The sequence below is a fragment of the Paenibacillus sp. OAE614 genome (assembly GCF_040546645.1).
GTDB classification, from domain to species: Bacteria; Bacillota; Bacilli; order Paenibacillales; family Paenibacillaceae; genus Paenibacillus_AQ; species Paenibacillus_AQ favisporus.
This window is the reverse complement of record NZ_JBEPOD010000001.1, coordinates 477,226-495,190: the sequence shown is the minus strand read 5'-3', so window position 1 is coordinate 495,190 and position 17,965 is coordinate 477,226. Positions and strand designations below refer to the sequence as shown.

The following is a 17,965-nucleotide window of genomic DNA, read 5'->3' as shown; positions in this document are numbered from 1 at the left end:
ATTTTTTCAGGTGAGTAATTCTGCTGATTTATTCATACTTCGCCTGGTATACGCCCGCTTCTCCCAGAAAGTCCTTCCGGGTCAGCCCCTGTTCGCCAAGGAGCACGCGATAATTCGTAATCGTCCCGTCATGGGAAACGATGATAACACGTTCCGCCTGTGCCTTGCACCAATCCAGCAGCTGCCTCCCATAGGTCTCGAAGGCTTCCTGTCCAATACGGTTGATCCCTTCTTCCCAAAGGTCCAAGCCAAAATCCACGATCACGGCATCTGGAACCGTCTCGCGAATCTCGTCCTTCGAATAGATTTGATCGCAGACGAAGGGCGAATACGAAGGATCTTGCGGGAACATGCGCGGCCCTGCCAGCGGAGAGATCACAAAAGGACCGTCTGACAGTAAGATCCTCGCCGTTTCGATGGTACGTTTAGTCGGGCTGACGACAACCTGCTCATTACCGTTCAGCAATAAACGCCCCCGCAGCTCATTCACCTGTGACTCTCCATACAGCGTTAACCCGGGATGCAGCATGTTCAGCTGGTTAGGATAATCCAGCAAATGCTCCCCGTGCCCATGACGGACAAATACGGCTTCCACTCTGATTCCCCCGATTCTAAAAAAAGGATATGAGCTTACACTTATATTTCGTTCTTCGATGTCCGTTGTGATGTGGATCTATTTTAGCATGGATTTTAGGCCGCAGACTCACCATTTTTAAACAAAAACTGCTTATAAATAGAGAATGCACTAAAGAAATTGAAATAGATGTAGAGGCAAGTACGTAAAATGTCCCTGCATCACTATCGTCACTGCAAAAAGAGAAAGCTTCCTCCCTATGCATCAGGAAGAAGCTTTCCTTATCGTCCGCTTATTTTTACACTTACACTGCATCTATAATGAACCCGTGACCGCATAATGCAGCTGCACCACACCGGATCCCAGCGGTTTGCAATCCAGCAGCTCCACATCTTTAAATTGATATTCATGTTGGTCCGTGACCAGGTTCAGCCCTTTTCCTTCCAGCACCGGAGCTACATTGAACACCAGCTCGTCGACAAGCCCGCTTCCCAGAAAAGCATTATGCAACTCGGCCCCTCCCGCCAAAAGCGCGGTGGAATGCCCCCGGCTCGCGAGATACTGCAGTGCTTCTTCGGGAGAGCTCACGACCGTCACGCCTGCGATCTCCTTGACACGCTTGGTGACAACCACGATATCTAGCCCTTCAAAGGCCGCTCCGCCGCCGCCGGCCTGCATCCCCTCAAAGGTTCTGCGCCCCACGATAAAGTTCCCCGATCGGCCGGCATGGGCCGCAAAATCGGCCAGAGCTTCCGGCTTCGGCGGGTTGTCAGGCCCCGACTGCGCATAGTTTCCGTTGGCGGACAGCGCCGCCCAAAGAATCGTTTTCATATGGATATCCTCCTCGATTTCGTCTCTGTAAATTTAATCGTGTTCGGCCGCTTCCCTGCGCCATTTGTTCTTTCCAGTACTCTGCGGATCGACGCCGCCACCCGGTCCGGGCGGTCCTCCTGCACATAATGGGATGCATCGCTCAAAGCTTCCGTTTCGTGCATTCGCAAAATGCCCTGCCAGCGCTGCATTTCCTCTACCGGAAAACCGGCACTGTCCTTCAGTCCCCACAAAATTTGCGCAGGAATCTCCGCCAGCAGAGGCTGTCTGGATTCAATTTCAGCCAGCCAAGGTCCGGCTTTGCGAATGCTTCTGGGGAACACCCAGGTCGGTTTGCGAAGCGCCGGGGTAGGAAAAGGATCGGTATACGCCTTCCGCAAGGCTGCCGTGACCTTCTCCTTATGGTGAATGCCGCCGGGCACAATCGTATGGGCAAAAAAGTTCCGCCGGGTCTGAAGCCAGTATCCGAGCGGCCAGCCTCCCATGGCCATCGAAAACAGCTTCATCGGCAAGATCTTGGCCTGCCATGCCCATGTATTCATGAGGACGATGCCGCGTACGTTGTCATGGTGATGCACTGCATAATGGAGTCCAACCGGTCCGCCCCAATCCTGAACGACGAGGACTACATTTCGCAGATCCAGCTGCTCGATCAGTGCCGTCACTGCTTCCGCATGCTCCTGGGGAGTAAATCCATAGCCCGTAGGGGCCTTCGACATCCCGAAGGCGGGATAATCCGGCGCGATCAGCCGGCACTGGCCGCTCAGCTCTTTAATCACATTCCGGTACAAATAGGACCATGTGGGGTTGCCGTGCAGGAGCACGACAACCGGCCCCTCGCCTTCATCGATATAATGAACCGCACCGTCCTGGTAGGGCAGCCAACGATCCTGAAACGGATATTCCGAAGCGTCTACCTCAAAAGGTCTTTGCATCATATGTCACCTATCTTCATACAAGTTTATTCCAAGACTTGGATCCAGCAAGCCCGATAATCGATTATGGGTCGTGAACGGAATTTTATGGAATCCGTTCCCTTTCCTAAGATTAGTCGACTGTGGTACATTTGAAAAGTAGTTACATTTAAGTGCACTAGTTTCAAAAAATGAACTAGGAGGGTTTAGTCATGATCGATCCCAAATGCCCGGATACGATTACCCCGGTCATCGAACTGCTGGAGGGAAAATGGACGCTCCTGATTCTGCGCGACCTGTTTAACGGGTTAAATCGTTTCGGGGAGCTGCGACGGTCCCTGCATCCCATCAGCCCGAAAACGCTGACCGACCGGCTGCGCCTCCTGGAGGAGAATCACATCGTCACGCGGACCATTTTTTCAGAAGTGCCGCTGCATGTAGAATATGAGCTTACGGATAAAGGCCGGCGCCTTCAGCCGATCTTTGCCGCCATGCGGGAGTGGGCCGAGCAGCCCTGTCCAACGACGCACACAGCGGAGCTACAGGAAGCCAAGGCCTAAAAACACAAACCCCCTTCCAAATGGAAAGGGGTCCGGATATTAAAGTAGGTATCTGCAAACGCGTAAACTCAAGGTGCCCGGATAAGATAAGTCAATAATTCATTGCGTCTTCATCCGTGAATACAGAGGCTAATGCGGTCGATTGTTCATTTATTCCTCAAATGGCTAAAGGAACGACAGCTGCCCGCCAATTTGACGGATGTGGTTGACGTCGGCCCACAGGATAAAATAATTGTAGAACGTTTCCCCGATTTGGATAGGGCGGGGGTACCTCACGATAAGGGCGGCCTGTTTATTCATTTCCGCAGGTTGGTCGGCCGAAGGAAAAATGAAGCAGGCCTCTCTGTTTTGTATCATCTGCATGACAATCCGAGGAGAAGAGCCGTAAGGCATCAATGGATGAAAAGCTTCGGAGCTGCATACATCGGCAATGCTGTCGCCCGCTGAAATTGCAGATACCTGAAAGAAACCGTCCGGCCCTTCGTATCTCTCTTCGCTGACCCGGCGCCAGGTTGCGGGATACGGAAAGGTTACCCGGTACACGGAGCTTGTGTAGATATTTTCCGGAACCCTTTTGACGCGAGGAGACCACTGCAAAGCAGTAATCCGGCCGCCGCTGAGGACTTTCACCGGTATCGTCCCCCTAATATCGACTATCCAGATCTGACTTGCGCCTTCTACACCTGCACATCCAGATAAATAGGCGATTTTGCCGCCGTCCGGCGACCAGCCTACGGGAGCGGCAAAACAGTCGGAAACTGCCAACGTTCTTTGATTCTGACCGGTACAGCTATCGATTTGGATGAGAGAAATAATAGTTTGGCTCCTTATAAGCGGTTGCGCTATAGGCGATGCTCCGGGAGTCCGGGGACCAAGTCGGTAAAAAGTTTTTGGCAAGCGGTCCGCCCTCCAGCCTGTAGATGGTGCCGCTAGCCAGATCCACCGTCGAAATGATGGAGATACTGACACCGGGGAACGTATAAAGAGCAAAGGCTCCGTCCGGAGAAAGCCGAACGTCATGTAGCGGTCCGTCCGTATTTTGCGTGATTTGTCTCCGATCTGCCCCATCAGTCCGGATGCGGAAGAGCTGGGTGATGCCGTTGGTATCCGGAGCCGCGAACAGAAGCTCCGTACCTGAAGGAAACCACTGGACATCGCTGGCGCCCTCCTCCGGGATGGTATAGCTTCTATGGGAGAAAGTATCATAGATAACGATTCGCCCGTTTTTGACATACGCGAGAAAACGGCTGTCCGGGGACCAGTCCAGCAGCGTGTAGGGTTCGATTTGGTCGATTCTTGCGACGGCAAGCGTGACAGTATCCAGCAGGTGAACCACGTTGCCAATGCCGATGAAAGCGATTCTCCTGCTGTCCGGAGACCAATAGGGAACCGAAAATTCCGCACCAAGCCCTATCGTGAGTTGAAAATTAAGACCGTCCTGCGGTCGGTAAAGCCAAATGTCGAACGTTCCACCGCGGTCCGACGTGTAGGCGATCCATCCTTGAAGGAGATCATAAGGAACAGCTTGCAAGGCCAACATCCTCTCCTGAATCATCTTATACTTCAGATGTATTCAGTTAGGGGCGGTTAGGCGACAGCCCCAGACGAGTGGGCTGCCTTCAACTGTCTTTATTAAGCTATCGTTTTCCTTTAGCGTAATTGCTAACGAAATAAATTGGATTCCATCAATTATTTAATCGACCAGGGAATGGGTGTAACCTGATTGTTCTCCCAGTCTACCCTAATCACCGCGTAACCAACGGAGTCAAATAATAGCCCGGCTTGTCTCCAAGATTTACGATGATACGCTTCCAATACGAACAACGATTTAGCAAACAGAGCACGCATAGCCGTGTTATCCACTCTGGTATGTCCTTCAATGCGGATCGCTTCCGGATATTCAGAAAACACGTGCGAGACGATCCACCTCAAAGCTGACTTTCCGATACCCTTGCCCCGATACTTGCCTCGGATTCTCAAATCGAACATAACAATCGGATCAGAGACGTCGAGCAATCATATCAACCCGATTTTCTGATGCCCGCCTTGATCAATGATCCAGAACGTTCGAGTATTCTCATTGTGATAGGCGCCATTTTCATAAGCCTTTCTGATATCCGCTTCAGAAGGGTTCTCAACTCCATGATAAGGCCAGCTGTCTGATGTAAGGAACTGTACAAGCTCCTCAACTTCCTGTTTAACAGACTCAAAAGTGATATTCACGGTAATAACCCCTTTCTGTGGCTATGTGAATATTCCACAATTCAAAAAAAATTCCTCCTATGCTCTCTTCCCACCTCCAGTTTCCCGCCATAAACTCATAATCTGCTATTTTCCTCATAAAAAGACTTGAATCCTGCCACACGCAGTGTCATTATAAACAGGGGACTGTCTGCAAAACTATTCATCACTAGATCACGCTTACTAGAGGAAACTTCAGCAGGAAGCCGGAACTTTCGTGTTGGAGTCGAAACATCCAAACCCATATGAATACGGAGGACAGGATTCATGAAAACGATTAAGCTTGGCAGCAGCAGCTTGGAAGTACCTGTAGTTGCAGTAGGCTGCATGCGCATCAACTCCCTGGACAAAAACGAAGCGGAGCGTTTCGTACAAACGGCACTGGAGCAAGGGGCTAATTTCTTTGACCATGCCGATATCTATGGCGGCGGTACATGCGAGGAAATTTTCGCAGACGCCATCCATATGAACAGCGACGTCCGTGAGCAAATTATTCTTCAATCCAAATGCGGAATCCGTCAGGGCATGTTCGACTTTTCCAAGGAGCATATCCTGAATTCGGTAGACGGGATTCTGAAAAGACTGAAAACCGATTACCTGGATGTTCTGCTGCTGCACCGCCCGGATGCATTGGTTGAACCCGAAGAGGTTGCTGAAGCGTTCGAGCAGCTGGAATCCTCCGGCAAAGTGCGCCATTTCGGCGTATCCAACCAGAACCCGATGCAAATCCAACTGCTGAAAAAATTCGTGAAGCAGCCGATTGTAGCCAACCAGCTGCAGCTCAGCATCACGAACGCCACTATGATTTCCGCCGGCATTAACGTGAACATGGAAAATGAATCGGCCGTGAATCGTGACGGCAGCGTCCTGGATTTCTGCAGACTGAACGACATTACGGTTCAGCCTTGGTCGCCTTTCCAATACGGCTTCTTCGAAGGCGTGTTCCTTGGAAACGACAAATTCCCGGAATTGAACAAGAAGATCGACGAAATTGCCGGTAAATACGGCGTAACCAATACGACCATCGCTATTGCGTGGCTCCTCCGCCATCCGGCCAACATGCAGCCGGTCATCGGCACGATGAACCTTGAGCGTCTTCAGGACTGCATCAAAGCAAGCGATGTGACCTTGACCCGCGAAGAATGGTACGAAATTTACCGCGCAGCCGGTAACATTTTGCCATAAATCATTGCATAACGGCCGCTCGTATGTACAGACGGCAAAACAGAAGCAGCCTCAAGTCGACGACTTGGGGCTGTTTTCGTTTTCGATGAGTGCCTTGAGCGTCCGCTGGCGGTAGCGGATAAAGGACCTCATATATTTTTCCAACACGAGCGCATCGAACACCCGCCCGACCCATCCGAACGGAGCGCTGAAATCGAGAATGTCCCTGACCAGCGTTCCTCCGGCAATCTCCTCAAATTCATGGCGGTGAGTCAAATGGCGAAAGGCCCCCTTTTGCATCTCGTCGGTAAAAGAATAGGGCTTATCCATCTCGGCCACCTTCGAGGTCAGCCGCTGCCGAATCCCAAAGTGCCTTGCTTCGAACACCACCGTGTCTCCGGCTTCGAGCAAACCGCTCATCCTTCCCGCGACGACCCGCTCATGGGTGTGAGGCCAGACCGTTCGGGAGTGGTCATCCACATTTCGGGAGGCGTCAAAGCAGACGTCGATCGGGGCATATATCATCATTTCTTCTCGTATCGTCGACATACCGTTCATCCTGTCTTGATGGTTTAAAATAGTGTACTGAACTGAATTCCTAAAAGCTAGTACAGCATCAATCCTTCGATCCCTCTAAATTGCAAAATTTCCTCCCGGTCATCCGTCTTGATCCACGCTTCATGCTCATGGGCGATATTAACGAGCCAAGGCTGACTGCCTTTAAAAAAACATAAATCCTCCAATAAATTGGGCCACACCCAGTCATACAGGCCATCAGCGGACTCCAAAATCAGCTTCTCCAATGGCGGCTGGCAATCAAAATAAAATACGTCGGCATAATGCCCAAACAGTTGAGTTCCCGGCCAAGCGTCCTGCTTCTTGACCGTTTTGACGTAAGGCTTTAATCGTTCGGCCAGCGCCTCCATTGCAGGAGTTAGCGTTAGTTGATCCCTTTTGACTAGAATGAATTCATCGCACACACGGAATGCCATCGAGATCAAACCCTCATAAGCTCTGCCGCGGGGTTCCTCTAAAATGTATATCAAAAGCCCCTCCCTTGCTTACCGCTGCGACATCGTGCTAAAAAAGTTCTTCCCCTGGATCATCCAATACCGTTCCGCTTCCGGCACCAGTTCCAAAAAATCACGATATTCCCCAACCCATCCCTCGGGGACATAATGCTCGAAGGACATCGGTTCCGGGAACAGCGAATACAGCACGCGATCATCGAAATGGACGTAAAGCGCTGGAACAAACTCGAGAACCTCGTCTTGATGCTGAAAAGAGCCCTGCAAATCTACGAGCATTTGAGAGAGCTCCGTTGAAGACACCCGAAAGTCCGCGATAAGACGAAAAAATTCCGCTGCCGTGGTTTCATCCAGCACTTCAATACCGAAGCGGTCTTCCATTTCCACATTCAAAAACCAGTATTCCCTCTCCGTTATGTACCAGCTCCACTGGTTTCGAAAAACCACACCAACGATAATATTGTGGGCGTATTCAGGCATTAGCTTCATGCTGCTCTCCTAACGGTTACAAGATGGTTCTGCCCAAAGACAGGCTCTTTCGTTCTTTACTACTATGCTACTCTATTTCCATGATACTCACCGAATCATTCCATGAAATACGTCAAGCGGGTAGAACTCTTTCCGTAACAACCGCCCTGTGATCTGCTTGATGACTTTCGCTTCCCGCAGCTGTTCATCCGGCTGATGGAGCAGCGTATCGATGGCAACCCACCGGCCATCCATAATTTCATCATTCTGTACTCTTAAAGCATCACCCGCTGCTTCGCCGACAAAATGAAACAGGATCACCTGCTGACCACTGGCGCTTCGAAACGGGTACACACCAGTAACAGCCTTCAGCCGTACGTCCAGCCCAGCCTCCTCCTTAACTTCCCGAACAGCGGTCTCGGCTAAATCTTCCCCCGTCTCCCGCCGCCCTGAAGGAAAGTTCCATAGACCATACGCGGAGGCCTTCTTCTCCTGGATCATGAACACCTCTCCGTTCCGCAGAACGGAAACGCTGGCGACAATGATATTTTCTTCTGAGCTCATTCCATCTCTCCGTTTATGTTCAATTTTCCCCTCCAAATTCCCGATACCGCATGCTATGATAGCGATGGGCCTATGAACCATAATAGACGAACAGGGGTGATTTGGAGAATGAAAAAAAGCATTTTACTTTCTCTAAGTGTGATTCTATGTACCGGGATCAGTCTGGGCACCATCAGTCATGCGCAAGCGGCAGGTCAAGTGAAGAAGTACCAGAACTGCGCTGAATTAAACAAGGATTACAAGGGGGGCGTCGCCCGCTCGGCTTCTGTCAAAAACAAAGGCGGCAAGACCAAATATAAGCCTTATGTTTCTAAGGAGCTCTATGACGCCAACAAAAGCAAAGACCGGGACAACGATTTGATTGCGTGTGAAAAATAACGAACAGATTATTACCAGTGTTCTAGCAGCATGATCCCTTAACTATGGGGTCGTGCTTGTTTGCGTTTTGACCCGTTCTAAGATGGCCGCATGACCGGCTCTAGTAAACCAGTTCGCAATCCCGATGCTCCCATACGTCAAACAGGTTGCCGTCCAAATCCTCGAGTACGAAAAACTTCCCGTACTTCCCTTCGTCGCTTAGGCTGCCGACCTTGACGTCCCCGGCCTGTAACCGCCTGTGCAGCGACACGATATCGTCCGAAAAAAAGGTGATGACCCAGCGCTTTCTACCGTTCACTTCGAACACCGCTCTCGAATCGTGCTCACTTTGGATCAGATCAAGAATCGGCCGGTTCTCTCTGAACAAACTCAGATAACCGTCGCGCTTATTGCGAATGTTAAATCCGAAATGCTTCACAAACCATTCCGCCGATTTCTCCACATCTTTCACCGGAATAACATTATAAGCAATCCCTAGAATTCGCCCAGATTCCATATCTGAACCCCCATTTGGAATTTATACCCAAATATATTTTATAGGAATGTATGTTCGCATGTAAAGCAAAAATATTAGATATCAATCTGAGGTCCCGATCCATACTTGGCTCGCTGTCATCTGCCGAAGCCTCGACTACATTTCCCCCTTCGCTATCCACTGCAAAAAGTCAAAGCTCCTCTCCAGACATGCCTGATAGGCTTGGGGAAGGTAGCTTTTGGAGTAAGGGTTCATGAAACCATGCTCCCCTTCGATGACGTGGACGTGCGTGTTCTGACGATGCTCCAATTTTACAACGAGCTCTGATACGTTAAAGGATTTTTCGTTCCTTGCAAAAAACAATAAAGCCGGGCACTCCGGCTCCGTTTCGGCGTAATTGCGAATTCTTGATCCGTAAAATCCGATGATCCCGTCGATTTCGGATGCACTGCACAGCCAGGCAATGGTTGCTCCAATGCTGAAGCCGACGATCATGATGCAGTCGTATGGATCCCGGTGATCTCGTACAATTTGCCTCACTTCATCAACGGCCCGGTCAAAGCCGATCTGGCTCACGAAATAGGAGTAGGCTTCTTCCTCTTGTTCATACGGAAAAGGCTCCCGTTTCAGCAGGTTCGGGGTCAGCACCTTGTAACCCGCCTGGGAGACCTTATCGCCAAAAGCAAGAATATGCTCGTTAAGCCCATAGATTTCATGGAGTATGATGACCAGTGCCTTTCTGGATGTTTGAAAATTCATGTTTGCCATCTCTTTCTATAGTAAATCGTTAGAGCTCTGCTTTTATGATTAGCTGTAGTCCTCAATAAGAGACAGCTTTCCATCCCTGATCATAAAGATCGACCTTCCTTGTAACCGAATGGTATCTCCAGCCTTTACACCGTCAGGAAGATCCGACGCCAGCACACCTGTGTAATCAATGTCCGCCTCAATCCGGCCGTTTATCTCCCGAAGCTCCAAGATCGTTTGATGCCGGATCGAAAACAGGGCTGCCGCCTTTTCCGCCAAAGCCCGAAATGACTGCAGTCCATTCGTTTCCACCGTCACCTCGTTACCGACGATATTTCTGAATATGACATCCGGATGAAGCACACTTAACATCCCCTCAATATCAAAAGAATTATAAGCTTCGATATAACGGTGAATGAGCAGCTCGGCATCCTGTTCTAACAGTTTCCGGTAAATCTCTTCATTTTCCTCGTCAAAGCAAACGAACTGCACCTTCTTGATGGTGGTCTGCGGATGAGCGGATAGAAACTCCTTTACCGCACGGATGGCAATCGGCGCTGCCAACGTCTTGGGAAAACCATAGATTCCCGTGCTAATGTTTGGAAAAGCTACGCTTTCCAGCTCGTACTGATCAGCCAGCGCAAGCGATTGGATATAGCAGCTGTGCAGCTTGGCCTCTTCCTCATGCTGTCCGCCGTTCCACACGGGCCCCACCGTATGAATAACATATTTGGCCGGCAGCCGGCCAGCCATCGTGATCACGGCTTCGCCTACGGGGCAGCCTCCCTGTCTAGCCCGGATTTTCTTGCATTCCTCAAGAATTTCGCTCCCGCCGGCACGATGAATGGCCCCGTCGACGCCGCCCCCGCCCAGCAGGCTCGAATTCGCAGCATTCACGATGCCATCCACTTCAGCGCGCGTAATGTCTCCTTGGACGAATTCGATCACGGTAGATTGAAAGTTTCGTTCCACGCTTCGTCTCCTTTCCGCCTGAATCTTCTAGCGATGGTTCTCTATTCTATCTAACTAGGGCATACATCTTCAAATCCTGATGGACGCCTTTCGTATAAATGCTTTTTCTTAACAGGCCTTCGAACTGCATGCCCGACTTTTCCATGACGCGCGAGGAGCCCACATTGTCCGGGTGGCAGCGAGCTTCGATCCGCACCAGATCCATCTGGTTCAACCCCAGCTCAATGATGCGTTTCACGACTTCGGTCATGTAACCCTGACCCCAAAAGTCCCTTTGATATGGCATACCCCAACTCGGCCTTCCCATGATGCACATCCCAGCCTACAAACCCGCAAGTTCCAACGAGCCTTCCCGATGCTTTGTCCTGAATTCCCCATGGGGCCACCTGCTGCTGGCTGTACCTCTGGAGAATCCTTTCAATATATCCCCGGGAATCTTCGAGCGATGCATGCGCGTACCACGTCGTGTATTTGGCGACCTCTTCATCCGAACAATACGCAAATATATCACAGTCGTCCCGGATCGATATTTTACGAAGCACGGTTCTAGCGGTTTCCAGCACGGGGAGGTCTTGATAGACGTTTTCTCCCATTCCCCTCACCCTTTCTGATCGATACGGACCGTTTTATACGGAGCCGCCTTTATCCATATTTCTGATATAATCCGCCATGCGCCGCATCATTTCCATTCTTGTAAAGTGGTATTGTTCGTATAGCCCGTGCGCATCTTTGGTGCCAAGCAGGCCGTTCAAATCTTTGAACTCATCGGCATTGGTAATCGTCCCGACCAGCTTTTTCCCGATGCCGTGCCCCCTATACTCCTCATCCACAAACACGTCGCACAACCAATACATCGTGGCCCCGTCGGTCACGACCCGCGCAAAACCGACCAGCCTGTCTCCGATATAAGCCCCGTAGCAAATGGAATTTTCGATCGATTTCAGGATCCTTTCCCTGGGCCGTTTATTCGCCCAATAGCTCCGCGACAGAAAATCGCAAACCTTATCCACGTCAAGTTTCGACTTGTCGGTGCTGATCACCAAATCTCCGTCAATATTTTCCATATATATCCACCCTTTATGTATTTAAGGGCAATAGTATCAAGTCTGATTCCAAAGTTCAATCGTTTTTTTGCAAAACAAAAAGAATAAGGCCCGAGAATTCCCGGGCTTTATTCTTAGGCTTGGGTTCTACGGATCGCCAGACCCGGTTTTCCTTTCGAAAAGCCGGCTATAAGCGCCGTTTACCCTAATGTCATTTTCCAATTTAGGGGATCATCGTATTAATCGTTGTCACGCTGACGCGCACGGGCTTCGCCGCCTTTTTCACCGATTTTACGGTAAAAGTCCTTGTCATGCGACTCGGCTGTAGCCTCTCCGCCTTTGCGGCCGATTTCCTGATAAAATTCTTTGTCATGATTTTTCGCCGTGGCTTCTCCACCCATACGGCCTCGTTCTTCCGGACTCATTTTGCCATTTTGGTTATTTGCCATGATCAATCACTCCTCTGAATTTTTGGGAATTTCCTTCACGACATGTATTTAACCGCATGAAAAAATATTAAACAGGTTCTCTTCCCATTTGCCGGCATGAAATTTTTACCTTACGCCCATGCGGCTTAATCCGTCATCCATTACCTAAACGTTTAAGTTATTCAATGCAATACTAGGCACCTATTTCTGTATCACGTTATATTCAAAAAGGGGAGCATCCCCACTCTGTTTGCTGCGGCTTCTTGTATAGCTTCGCCATTCCTCTTTTCTCATTGACAATATCGTCCCTAGATTATTAATATTAATTTGTAAAGTTAACGATAACTTAATAAAAGGAAGTGTGTTGGGCGTTGAAATCCATTGAACAGGAAATCCGCAGGGAATGGACCGAGCATATCCTCCCCTTTTGGGCCGGATTACGGGATGACCGGCATGGGGGATATTACGGCGAAGTGAGCGTTGACCTGCAAACGGACACTCTAGCTCCCAAGGGAGGGATCGCCACCGCGCGCCAGCTATGGTCTTTTTCCGCAGCCTACCGGGTAACGGGCGAAGAAGTGTGGGCATCCCATGCAAAGCATGCCTATTCGTTTTTGAAGAACCGGCTCATTGACCGGGAGCACGGCGGCATGTACTGGATGGTCGATCATGAGGGACAGCCGCTGGACACGCGCAAGCATGTGTATGCCCAGTCTTTCGCCGTCTACTCGCTCAGCGAATACAGCCGGGCCACCGGCGATGCGGAGGCGCTTGAGCTGGCACGCGAGCTTTTCGGGCTGATTGAAGAGAAGGGCTACGATACCGGCATTCAGGCTTATAAAGAAGAGTTTGACCGCGAGTGGCATGAGCAGCCAAACGAAATGCTCAGCGAAAATGGGCTGAACGCGGACATCACAATGAACACCACCATTCATGTGCTTGAGGCATATACGACGCTGTATCGCGTATGGCCGGATCCCCGGGTCCGATCCGCACTGGAGAATTTACTGTCTATGCTATACAACCGGATTTACGATCCAGAGAAAAAGCGCCTGAATGTGTTTTTTGACCGCAGCTGGAACTCCCTGCTGGACCTGACCTCGTTCGGTCATGACATTGAGGCCAGCTGGCTCATTGACGATGCGATGAAAGCCATCGGTTCCGACCATGCCGATTACGCGAAGATGGTGGTAGACATCGCTTATCAGATCGCCGATACCGCAGTTTCGGAAGACGGCTCCCTGATCAACGAGCAGCACGGCGACCGTATCGACGATACCCGTATTTGGTGGGTTCAAGCCGAGTCTATGGTCGGTTTCTACAACGCCTATCAGCGGACGGGCGATACCCGTTTTCTGGATCTGATCGACCGGATGTGGACGTATACGAAGACCCATATCATTGACCCTAGAGGCGGCGGCGAATGGTATTGGTCGGTTCAGGCGGACGGGCAGCCGGACCGCCGTGAAATAGCCGGACCTTGGAAGTGCCCTTATCATAACAGCCGATTTTGTATCGAATTGATCGAAAGGATGAATGAAGCATGATCCATGAAAAATATGCCGAGCTGGCTTCCCGCCAGGAGGAACTGTTGTCCCGGCCCAATGAGCGGAATACGGAGTTTTACAACGGAGTCTATGACCGATACAAGTACCCTGTGATCACCCGCCACCACGTGCCGATCCATTGGAGATTTGACCTGGATGCCGAGCGCAATCCGTTCTTTATGGAACGGCTGGGCATTAACGCCACGCTGAACCCGGGAGCTATTTATCACAATGGTAAATATATTCTGGTCGTACGGACCGAGGGCCTGGACCGCAAATCGATATTCACCCTGGCTGAAAGCGAGACCGGAATCGATAACTTCCGCTTCGTGGATCAGCCGCTGGTCTGGGACGATATCGACCCGAACGAAACGAATATGTACGACATGCGCCTCGTCAAGCATGAGGACGGCTGGATTTACGGGATCTACTGCTCCGAGCAGAAGGACCCGGACGCACCGGCTTACGATACGTCGAGCGCTGTAGCGCAGGCCGGACTTGTCCGCACCCGGGACCTCAAAACCTGGGAGCGCCTGCCGAACATTCAGACCGGTTCACCGCAGCAGCGGAACGTGGTCCTTCATCCGGAATTCGTGGACGGCAAATATGCGTTCTACACGCGTCCGCAGGACGGCTTCATCTCCACCGGTTCGGGCGGCGGGATCGCTTTTGGATTGTGCGAGGACATCCTGAATCCGGTCATTGACCAGGAGACGGTGATCGACGAGCGCCGGTATCATACGGTCTACGAAGTGAAGAACGGCCAAGGGCCGGCTCCCATCAAAACCGACCGCGGCTGGATCCATATCGCCCACGGCGTCCGCAACACGGCGGCGGGTCTCCGCTATGTCCTGTATACCTTTGCAACCAGCTTAGACGATCCTGCCAAGGTTATTGGCAAGCCAGGCGGCCACTTCATCGCACCGTACGATGACGAACGCGTCGGAGACGTCTCGAACGTGATTTTCTGCAACGGAGCCGTCGTCAACGAGAAGAATGAGGTCTTTATTTATTATGCTTCAAGCGATACCCGCATCCATGTGGCCACAACGACGGTAGACCGGCTGGTCGACTACACGTTCAACACGCCGGCGGATGAGTTCCGTTCGCTGGATAATGCGGCCCAGCGCGCCAAGCTGATCGCACAGAACGAACAGCTGCTGGGCGAGCGCGCTTAAGCTTTAACCAACACTGTATAACCCCGGCCTCATTTAGATACATCTATCTTTATTCGCTTGCCAAAGCAGGCTATACTTGTACTATATGATGTATGGAGCGTCCGGCTGCCGCAAGGCAGCCGGCGTTCAATGTAACGGGCCTTTTTCGAATAACCAATTGTTGTAAGGAGATGGTGGAATGAACAAGCATATCACCTTGCGGGACATCGCCGAGCGAATGGGCGTCAGCAGCGTCACCGTCTCAAAGGCTTTGAATGACAAGGAAGGCGTCAGCGACGAATTAAAAGAGCGGATCAAGCAGCTCGCGGACGAAATGGGGTACCGCATCAATAAAGTCGCCAAATCAATGAAAGAAGGCTTAACCTATAACATCGGCGTCGTCATTCCCGAGCGTTTTACCGGACAGACGCAGTCTTTTTACCTAAAAGTGTACCAGCAGATTTCGATGGCCCTTGAGCCATACGGATACGACGGCATTCTGCATATTTTGTCCGCCGAAGACGAGAAACTGCTCCACCTGCCGCGCATCTACTATGACCGCAAAGTGGACGGATTCATCTTCCTTGGCCAGATCAGCAAGCCTTATATCGAAGCGCTGGAGCATATGGAACAGCCGAAGCTGTTTCTCGATTTTTATGACGAGCATTCCGACATCGACTCGGTGACGACCGACAATTTCTACTGTGCCTATGAAATCACGAACTATCTGGTCCAGCAGGGACACCGGAAGATCGGCTACGTCGGCAATCTGTATTCGACCAGCAGCATCCAGGACCGGTACCTGGGTTACTATAAGTCTTTGCTCGAGCACCGAATCCCGTTGAACGACCGCTGGATCGTCAATGACCGTGATGAGGAAGGAACGCTGATCGATATGGAACTGCCGGAGGATATGCCTACCGCCTTCGTCTGTAACTGCGACCGGGTTGCCCATTTGCTCGTCCTCAAGCTCAAATCGCAGGGTTACCGTGTACCCGAGGACTGCTCAGTGGTCGGGTTTGATAATGATGTGTTCGCTACCCTGACTAAACCGCATCTGACGACGGTAGAGGTCGATACGCCGCAAATGGCCCAGACCGCCGTCCATTCCCTGCTGAAGAAAATCAGCTCGCCGGAAATGCGCTTCGGCCGCGTTCTTGTTCAAGGCAAAATCATTTACAGAAACTCCGTGAAGAAAGCAGGCTCTACAGCTTGAGCCAGACCGTGATCTCACCTTACGATACTGCGGCATGCTGATCTTCCGCTTCGCTATGCATCCGATTTCGGCGGCGTCCAGCCGGTCGCTTGCGACCAATCATGCGCTCTCTGCAGAATCTCCCATACAACAGGCCCTTTCCCCTCCACATATTTCTCGCGTTCGTGCTGAAACCGCTGTATCAGGCGGTGCTTCTCGGCCGCATAACGCCGGCAGTCTTGGGGATGCTCGCGCAGGTAGTCCCGGAACAATAAGGTCAGCTGCTCGGACCAGCTCCCTGCCTGCCGCACATGGATATGCGTTCTGCGGGTGCCGGGAACTTCACGAAAGTACTTTTTTGTCAGGTCGGGATTATCCTCCCTGTGCACAAAACCGACAGACTCCATCTTGTCCCGGTAACGGGCAACATCCTGCAATGCCGTAACCGACACCTGAACATCAATAATCGGCTTCGCATCCATCCCGGGAATAGAGGTCGATCCCACATGGTCGATGCGCACGGCCGCCTCCCCCAAGGCTCCTCTTAATTTCATCCCCAATTCAGAAAAGAGATGTCTCCACGCCGGATCGTACGGCGCAATTCTCCACTGGTTTTCCATATCTTGCTCCTTTCCAGGCGACACAAAAGAGAGGAATCCACGCGGACGCCTCTCTGTCTTCATTTGTATCGGATGCACGCCGGCGTTATTCCCTGCTGCGGTCGCTTAATTTATCGCTGATCTCCCGCAGGGTTTGCTGCAGCGCATCCATCTTCTTCAGGCTTGCATATTGGTTATTGATGATGGCAACCAGAGCGATCAGCAGGATGACAAACAGAAATAGCATGTGATCGTCCTCCAATCGTTATAACTGCTTACATTAACTCCAAACCACCTTCAAGTACTTCCGAAATAATTCATCCAGCAGCGGCGTCGGATCTTGGAGTTCAGACTTAAAGTCCTTCAAAAAATCGATAATATGCTCAATTTCGGCTTCGATAAAGTCATTGATGCGATCGATCCGCTTTTCATAATCCAGTTCCTCCCCAGCCATCTTGCGGCTTAAGAGCGAATGAACTTCTTCTAAAAGGGACTCATCCGTAATCAAATCCGCAACGAGATCCTGAAAGAGAATCGGAGGACTTGTGTTATACTTTTCGATCCATTTGCATGCCAGAATGGGCCTCAGCACATAGAAGTACTTTTTAATCTTCACATGCTCACCGCGCAAATACTCACGGAAATTCCCTTGAGCCATACTTAGATAATGATGCATGGATGCTTTGGGAGAAAACACCTTCTCTTTAATGTCTAACAATTCGTCTTTAAATCCATAGTTTTCATCATAAACGATGTCAGAAACGAGCCATTCCAGCAGCGGAGGATTGGATTTTCTAAAAAGCTTCAGCGCTTTTCGGATGTCCCATCCGTTAATATCCAGCATATCGTTGATCGGCAGTTCGATAACGTCCCTTTTATCGTCGATCGACAGGTACCATTCGGGTCTGTTCACATAGACAAAACGAACATCGTAGTCGCTGTCTTTGGAAGGAAAACCCCATGCACGGCTTCCTGATTCCACAGCGAAAAGAATCTTAACCTGATGCTTCTGTTCAATTTCCACTAGACTCTGCTTTATGATCTCTTTCACGGTTTGCCTCCTCCGGGTAGTCCGCCTCC

General features: G+C 50.8%; 27 protein-coding genes and 1 pseudogene. 6 read left to right on the top strand and 22 right to left on the bottom strand.

The genetic code is table 11. The annotated features are described in order from the left end of the window. Positions 1-28: 28 nt before the first annotated feature. From ABIE48_RS02685 to ABIE48_RS02675, 3 genes are all read right to left on the bottom strand, one after another. Positions 29-595: a histidine phosphatase family protein gene (locus tag ABIE48_RS02685; RefSeq protein ID WP_192716407.1), complete on the bottom strand. Its 567-nt coding sequence runs from the start codon at positions 593-595 to the stop codon at positions 29-31. A 294-nt stretch (positions 596-889) separates the two neighbouring features. Further along, positions 890-1,405, bottom strand: coding sequence for a dihydrofolate reductase family protein (locus ABIE48_RS02680; protein WP_152400625.1), 516 nt, complete (start codon positions 1,403-1,405; stop codon positions 890-892). Next, entirely contained in the window at positions 1,402-2,340 is a 939-nt protein-coding gene (locus ABIE48_RS02675) for an alpha/beta fold hydrolase (RefSeq protein ID WP_192716634.1), read from the bottom strand. The genes ABIE48_RS02680 and ABIE48_RS02675 overlap by 4 nt, the downstream gene beginning before the upstream one ends. A 191-nt stretch (positions 2,341-2,531) precedes the next feature. On the opposite strand from ABIE48_RS02675, the gene ABIE48_RS02670 reads away from it, so the two are divergent. Continuing rightward, positions 2,532-2,879: a winged helix-turn-helix transcriptional regulator gene (locus tag ABIE48_RS02670; protein WP_145025663.1), complete on the top strand. Its 348-nt coding sequence runs from the start codon at positions 2,532-2,534 to the stop codon at positions 2,877-2,879. 165 nt (positions 2,880-3,044) lie between these two features. Here ABIE48_RS02670 and ABIE48_RS02665 read toward each other — a convergent pair whose 3' ends face one another. From ABIE48_RS02665 to ABIE48_RS02650, 4 genes are all read right to left on the bottom strand, one after another. Continuing rightward, positions 3,045-3,509, bottom strand: a complete 465-nt coding sequence (locus tag ABIE48_RS02665) for a peptidase M56 (protein WP_354518258.1) — start codon at positions 3,507-3,509, stop codon at positions 3,045-3,047. Between the two features lie 160 nt (positions 3,510-3,669). Continuing rightward, positions 3,670-4,410, bottom strand: a complete 741-nt coding sequence (locus ABIE48_RS02660; RefSeq protein WP_354518256.1) for a hypothetical protein — start codon at positions 4,408-4,410, stop codon at positions 3,670-3,672. 158 nt (positions 4,411-4,568) lie between these two features. Further along, positions 4,569-4,868, bottom strand: coding sequence for a GNAT family N-acetyltransferase (locus ABIE48_RS02655; protein ID WP_260869410.1), 300 nt, complete (start codon positions 4,866-4,868; stop codon positions 4,569-4,571). Positions 4,869-4,895: 27 nt separating this feature from the next. Beyond that, a complete protein-coding gene (locus ABIE48_RS02650; RefSeq protein ID WP_260869411.1) occupies positions 4,896-5,102 on the bottom strand; it encodes a hypothetical protein in 207 nt (68 codons plus the stop codon). Positions 5,103-5,387: 285 nt separating this feature from the next. On the opposite strand from ABIE48_RS02650, the gene ABIE48_RS02645 reads away from it, so the two are divergent. Next, positions 5,388-6,305, top strand: a complete 918-nt coding sequence (locus ABIE48_RS02645; protein WP_076173321.1) for an aldo/keto reductase — start codon at positions 5,388-5,390, stop codon at positions 6,303-6,305. A gap of 51 nt (positions 6,306-6,356) precedes the next feature. On the opposite strand, the gene ABIE48_RS02640 is transcribed toward ABIE48_RS02645, so the two are convergent. The 4 genes from ABIE48_RS02640 to ABIE48_RS02625 form a co-directional block, all read right to left on the bottom strand. Further along, the gene (locus ABIE48_RS02640; RefSeq protein ID WP_192716405.1) at positions 6,357-6,833 is read right to left on the bottom strand and encodes an SRPBCC family protein; all 477 of its coding nucleotides are present in this window, start codon (positions 6,831-6,833) and stop codon (positions 6,357-6,359) included. Positions 6,834-6,889: 56 nt separating this feature from the next. Beyond that, positions 6,890-7,330 carry a hypothetical protein gene (locus tag ABIE48_RS02635; protein WP_145025669.1) on the bottom strand — a complete coding sequence of 147 codons (441 nt, stop codon included), beginning with the start codon at positions 7,328-7,330 and terminating at the stop codon, positions 6,890-6,892. Between the two features lie 15 nt (positions 7,331-7,345). Beyond that, on the bottom strand, positions 7,346-7,801 hold the full coding sequence (locus ABIE48_RS02630) for a hypothetical protein (RefSeq protein WP_192716404.1): 456 nt from the start codon (positions 7,799-7,801) through the stop codon (positions 7,346-7,348). Between the two features lie 87 nt (positions 7,802-7,888). After that, the gene (locus tag ABIE48_RS02625; protein ID WP_192716403.1) at positions 7,889-8,344 is read right to left on the bottom strand and encodes an NUDIX hydrolase; all 456 of its coding nucleotides are present in this window, start codon (positions 8,342-8,344) and stop codon (positions 7,889-7,891) included. 108 nt (positions 8,345-8,452) lie between these two features. On the opposite strand from ABIE48_RS02625, the gene ABIE48_RS02620 reads away from it, so the two are divergent. Continuing rightward, positions 8,453-8,722 carry an excalibur calcium-binding domain-containing protein gene (locus tag ABIE48_RS02620; RefSeq protein ID WP_192716402.1) on the top strand — a complete coding sequence of 90 codons (270 nt, stop codon included), beginning with the start codon at positions 8,453-8,455 and terminating at the stop codon, positions 8,720-8,722. Between the two features lie 100 nt (positions 8,723-8,822). On the opposite strand, the gene ABIE48_RS02615 is transcribed toward ABIE48_RS02620, so the two are convergent. The 8 genes and pseudogenes from ABIE48_RS02615 to ABIE48_RS02580 all read right to left on the bottom strand — a co-directional run bounded on the left by ABIE48_RS02615 (position 8,823) and on the right by ABIE48_RS02580 (position 12,408). Beyond that, positions 8,823-9,218, bottom strand: a complete 396-nt coding sequence (locus ABIE48_RS02615) for a VOC family protein (protein WP_192716401.1) — start codon at positions 9,216-9,218, stop codon at positions 8,823-8,825. 135 nt (positions 9,219-9,353) lie between these two features. Beyond that, positions 9,354-9,956: a dienelactone hydrolase family protein gene (locus ABIE48_RS02610; RefSeq protein ID WP_192716400.1), complete on the bottom strand. Its 603-nt coding sequence runs from the start codon at positions 9,954-9,956 to the stop codon at positions 9,354-9,356. Positions 9,957-10,004: 48 nt separating this feature from the next. Beyond that, positions 10,005-10,349 (bottom strand): nuclear transport factor 2 family protein, encoded by a 345-nt coding sequence (locus ABIE48_RS02605; protein ID WP_354520573.1) that lies wholly within the window; start codon positions 10,347-10,349, stop codon positions 10,005-10,007. Between the two features lie 24 nt (positions 10,350-10,373). Further along, positions 10,374-10,916 (bottom strand): annotated as a pseudogene (locus tag ABIE48_RS02600) (O-acetyl-ADP-ribose deacetylase); the annotation flags it as partial. Positions 10,917-10,962: 46 nt separating this feature from the next. Further along, the gene (locus tag ABIE48_RS02595; RefSeq protein ID WP_354518252.1) at positions 10,963-11,166 is read right to left on the bottom strand and encodes a GNAT family N-acetyltransferase; all 204 of its coding nucleotides are present in this window, start codon (positions 11,164-11,166) and stop codon (positions 10,963-10,965) included. Then, a complete protein-coding gene (locus ABIE48_RS02590) occupies positions 11,138-11,509 on the bottom strand; it encodes a GNAT family N-acetyltransferase (protein ID WP_354518250.1) in 372 nt (123 codons plus the stop codon). The genes ABIE48_RS02595 and ABIE48_RS02590 overlap by 29 nt, the downstream gene beginning before the upstream one ends. Before the next feature lie 33 nt (positions 11,510-11,542). Beyond that, positions 11,543-11,980: a GNAT family N-acetyltransferase gene (locus ABIE48_RS02585; RefSeq protein WP_145025683.1), complete on the bottom strand. Its 438-nt coding sequence runs from the start codon at positions 11,978-11,980 to the stop codon at positions 11,543-11,545. A gap of 218 nt (positions 11,981-12,198) precedes the next feature. Continuing rightward, positions 12,199-12,408, bottom strand: a complete 210-nt coding sequence (locus ABIE48_RS02580) for a KGG domain-containing protein (protein WP_076173330.1) — start codon at positions 12,406-12,408, stop codon at positions 12,199-12,201. A 350-nt stretch (positions 12,409-12,758) separates the two neighbouring features. On the opposite strand from ABIE48_RS02580, the gene ABIE48_RS02575 reads away from it, so the two are divergent. The 3 genes from ABIE48_RS02575 (at position 12,759) to ABIE48_RS02565 (ending at position 16,307) form a co-directional block, all read left to right on the top strand. Further along, positions 12,759-13,934 (top strand): AGE family epimerase/isomerase, encoded by a 1,176-nt coding sequence (locus ABIE48_RS02575; protein WP_192716398.1) that lies wholly within the window; start codon positions 12,759-12,761, stop codon positions 13,932-13,934. After that, entirely contained in the window at positions 13,931-15,112 is a 1,182-nt protein-coding gene (locus tag ABIE48_RS02570) for a glycoside hydrolase family 130 protein (RefSeq protein WP_192716397.1), read from the top strand. The genes ABIE48_RS02575 and ABIE48_RS02570 overlap by 4 nt, the downstream gene beginning before the upstream one ends. A 178-nt stretch (positions 15,113-15,290) precedes the next feature. Next, positions 15,291-16,307, top strand: coding sequence for a substrate-binding domain-containing protein (locus ABIE48_RS02565; RefSeq protein WP_192716396.1), 1,017 nt, complete (start codon positions 15,291-15,293; stop codon positions 16,305-16,307). Positions 16,308-16,360: 53 nt separating this feature from the next. On the opposite strand, the gene ABIE48_RS02560 is transcribed toward ABIE48_RS02565, so the two are convergent. The 3 genes from ABIE48_RS02560 to ABIE48_RS02550 form a co-directional block, all read right to left on the bottom strand. Then, complete coding sequence (locus ABIE48_RS02560) at positions 16,361-16,906, bottom strand: GrpB family protein (protein WP_192716395.1); 546 nt, start codon at positions 16,904-16,906, stop codon at positions 16,361-16,363. A gap of 85 nt (positions 16,907-16,991) precedes the next feature. Beyond that, positions 16,992-17,132 carry a hypothetical protein gene (locus ABIE48_RS02555; protein ID WP_186326037.1) on the bottom strand — a complete coding sequence of 47 codons (141 nt, stop codon included), beginning with the start codon at positions 17,130-17,132 and terminating at the stop codon, positions 16,992-16,994. A 33-nt stretch (positions 17,133-17,165) separates the two neighbouring features. Beyond that, complete coding sequence (locus ABIE48_RS02550) at positions 17,166-17,936, bottom strand: nucleotidyltransferase domain-containing protein (protein WP_192716394.1); 771 nt, start codon at positions 17,934-17,936, stop codon at positions 17,166-17,168. Positions 17,937-17,965 lie beyond the last annotated feature (29 nt).

What these genes read in the sequence shown, in the direction of transcription:
- ABIE48_RS02680 (WP_152400625.1), bottom strand. Translation starts at nt 1,405, where the DNA reads ATGAAAACGATTCTTTGGGCGGCGCTGTCCGCCAACGGAAACTATGCG.
- ABIE48_RS02675 (WP_192716634.1), bottom strand. Translation starts at nt 2,340, where the DNA reads ATGCAAAGACCTTTTGAGGTAGACGCTTCGGAATATCCGTTTCAGGAT.
- ABIE48_RS02670 (WP_145025663.1), top strand. Translation starts at nt 2,532, where the DNA reads ATGATCGATCCCAAATGCCCGGATACGATTACCCCGGTCATCGAACTG.
- ABIE48_RS02655 (WP_260869410.1), bottom strand. Translation starts at nt 4,868, where the DNA reads ATGTTCGATTTGAGAATCCGAGGCAAGTATCGGGGCAAGGGTATCGGA.
- ABIE48_RS02645 (WP_076173321.1), top strand. Translation starts at nt 5,388, where the DNA reads ATGAAAACGATTAAGCTTGGCAGCAGCAGCTTGGAAGTACCTGTAGTT.
- ABIE48_RS02640 (WP_192716405.1), bottom strand. Translation starts at nt 6,833, where the DNA reads ATGTCGACGATACGAGAAGAAATGATGATATATGCCCCGATCGACGTC.
- ABIE48_RS02630 (WP_192716404.1), bottom strand. Translation starts at nt 7,801, where the DNA reads ATGAAGCTAATGCCTGAATACGCCCACAATATTATCGTTGGTGTGGTT.
- ABIE48_RS02625 (WP_192716403.1), bottom strand. Translation starts at nt 8,344, where the DNA reads ATGAGCTCAGAAGAAAATATCATTGTCGCCAGCGTTTCCGTTCTGCGG.
- ABIE48_RS02620 (WP_192716402.1), top strand. Translation starts at nt 8,453, where the DNA reads ATGAAAAAAAGCATTTTACTTTCTCTAAGTGTGATTCTATGTACCGGG.
- ABIE48_RS02615 (WP_192716401.1), bottom strand. Translation starts at nt 9,218, where the DNA reads ATGGAATCTGGGCGAATTCTAGGGATTGCTTATAATGTTATTCCGGTG.
- ABIE48_RS02610 (WP_192716400.1), bottom strand. Translation starts at nt 9,956, where the DNA reads ATGAATTTTCAAACATCCAGAAAGGCACTGGTCATCATACTCCATGAA.
- ABIE48_RS02595 (WP_354518252.1), bottom strand. Translation starts at nt 11,166, where the DNA reads ATGACCGAAGTCGTGAAACGCATCATTGAGCTGGGGTTGAACCAGATG.
- ABIE48_RS02590 (WP_354518250.1), bottom strand. Translation starts at nt 11,509, where the DNA reads ATGGGAGAAAACGTCTATCAAGACCTCCCCGTGCTGGAAACCGCTAGA.
- ABIE48_RS02585 (WP_145025683.1), bottom strand. Translation starts at nt 11,980, where the DNA reads ATGGAAAATATTGACGGAGATTTGGTGATCAGCACCGACAAGTCGAAA.
- ABIE48_RS02580 (WP_076173330.1), bottom strand. Translation starts at nt 12,408, where the DNA reads ATGGCAAATAACCAAAATGGCAAAATGAGTCCGGAAGAACGAGGCCGT.
- ABIE48_RS02570 (WP_192716397.1), top strand. Translation starts at nt 13,931, where the DNA reads ATGATCCATGAAAAATATGCCGAGCTGGCTTCCCGCCAGGAGGAACTG.
- ABIE48_RS02565 (WP_192716396.1), top strand. Translation starts at nt 15,291, where the DNA reads ATGAACAAGCATATCACCTTGCGGGACATCGCCGAGCGAATGGGCGTC.
- ABIE48_RS02560 (WP_192716395.1), bottom strand. Translation starts at nt 16,906, where the DNA reads ATGGAAAACCAGTGGAGAATTGCGCCGTACGATCCGGCGTGGAGACAT.
- ABIE48_RS02555 (WP_186326037.1), bottom strand. Translation starts at nt 17,132, where the DNA reads ATGCTATTTCTGTTTGTCATCCTGCTGATCGCTCTGGTTGCCATCATC.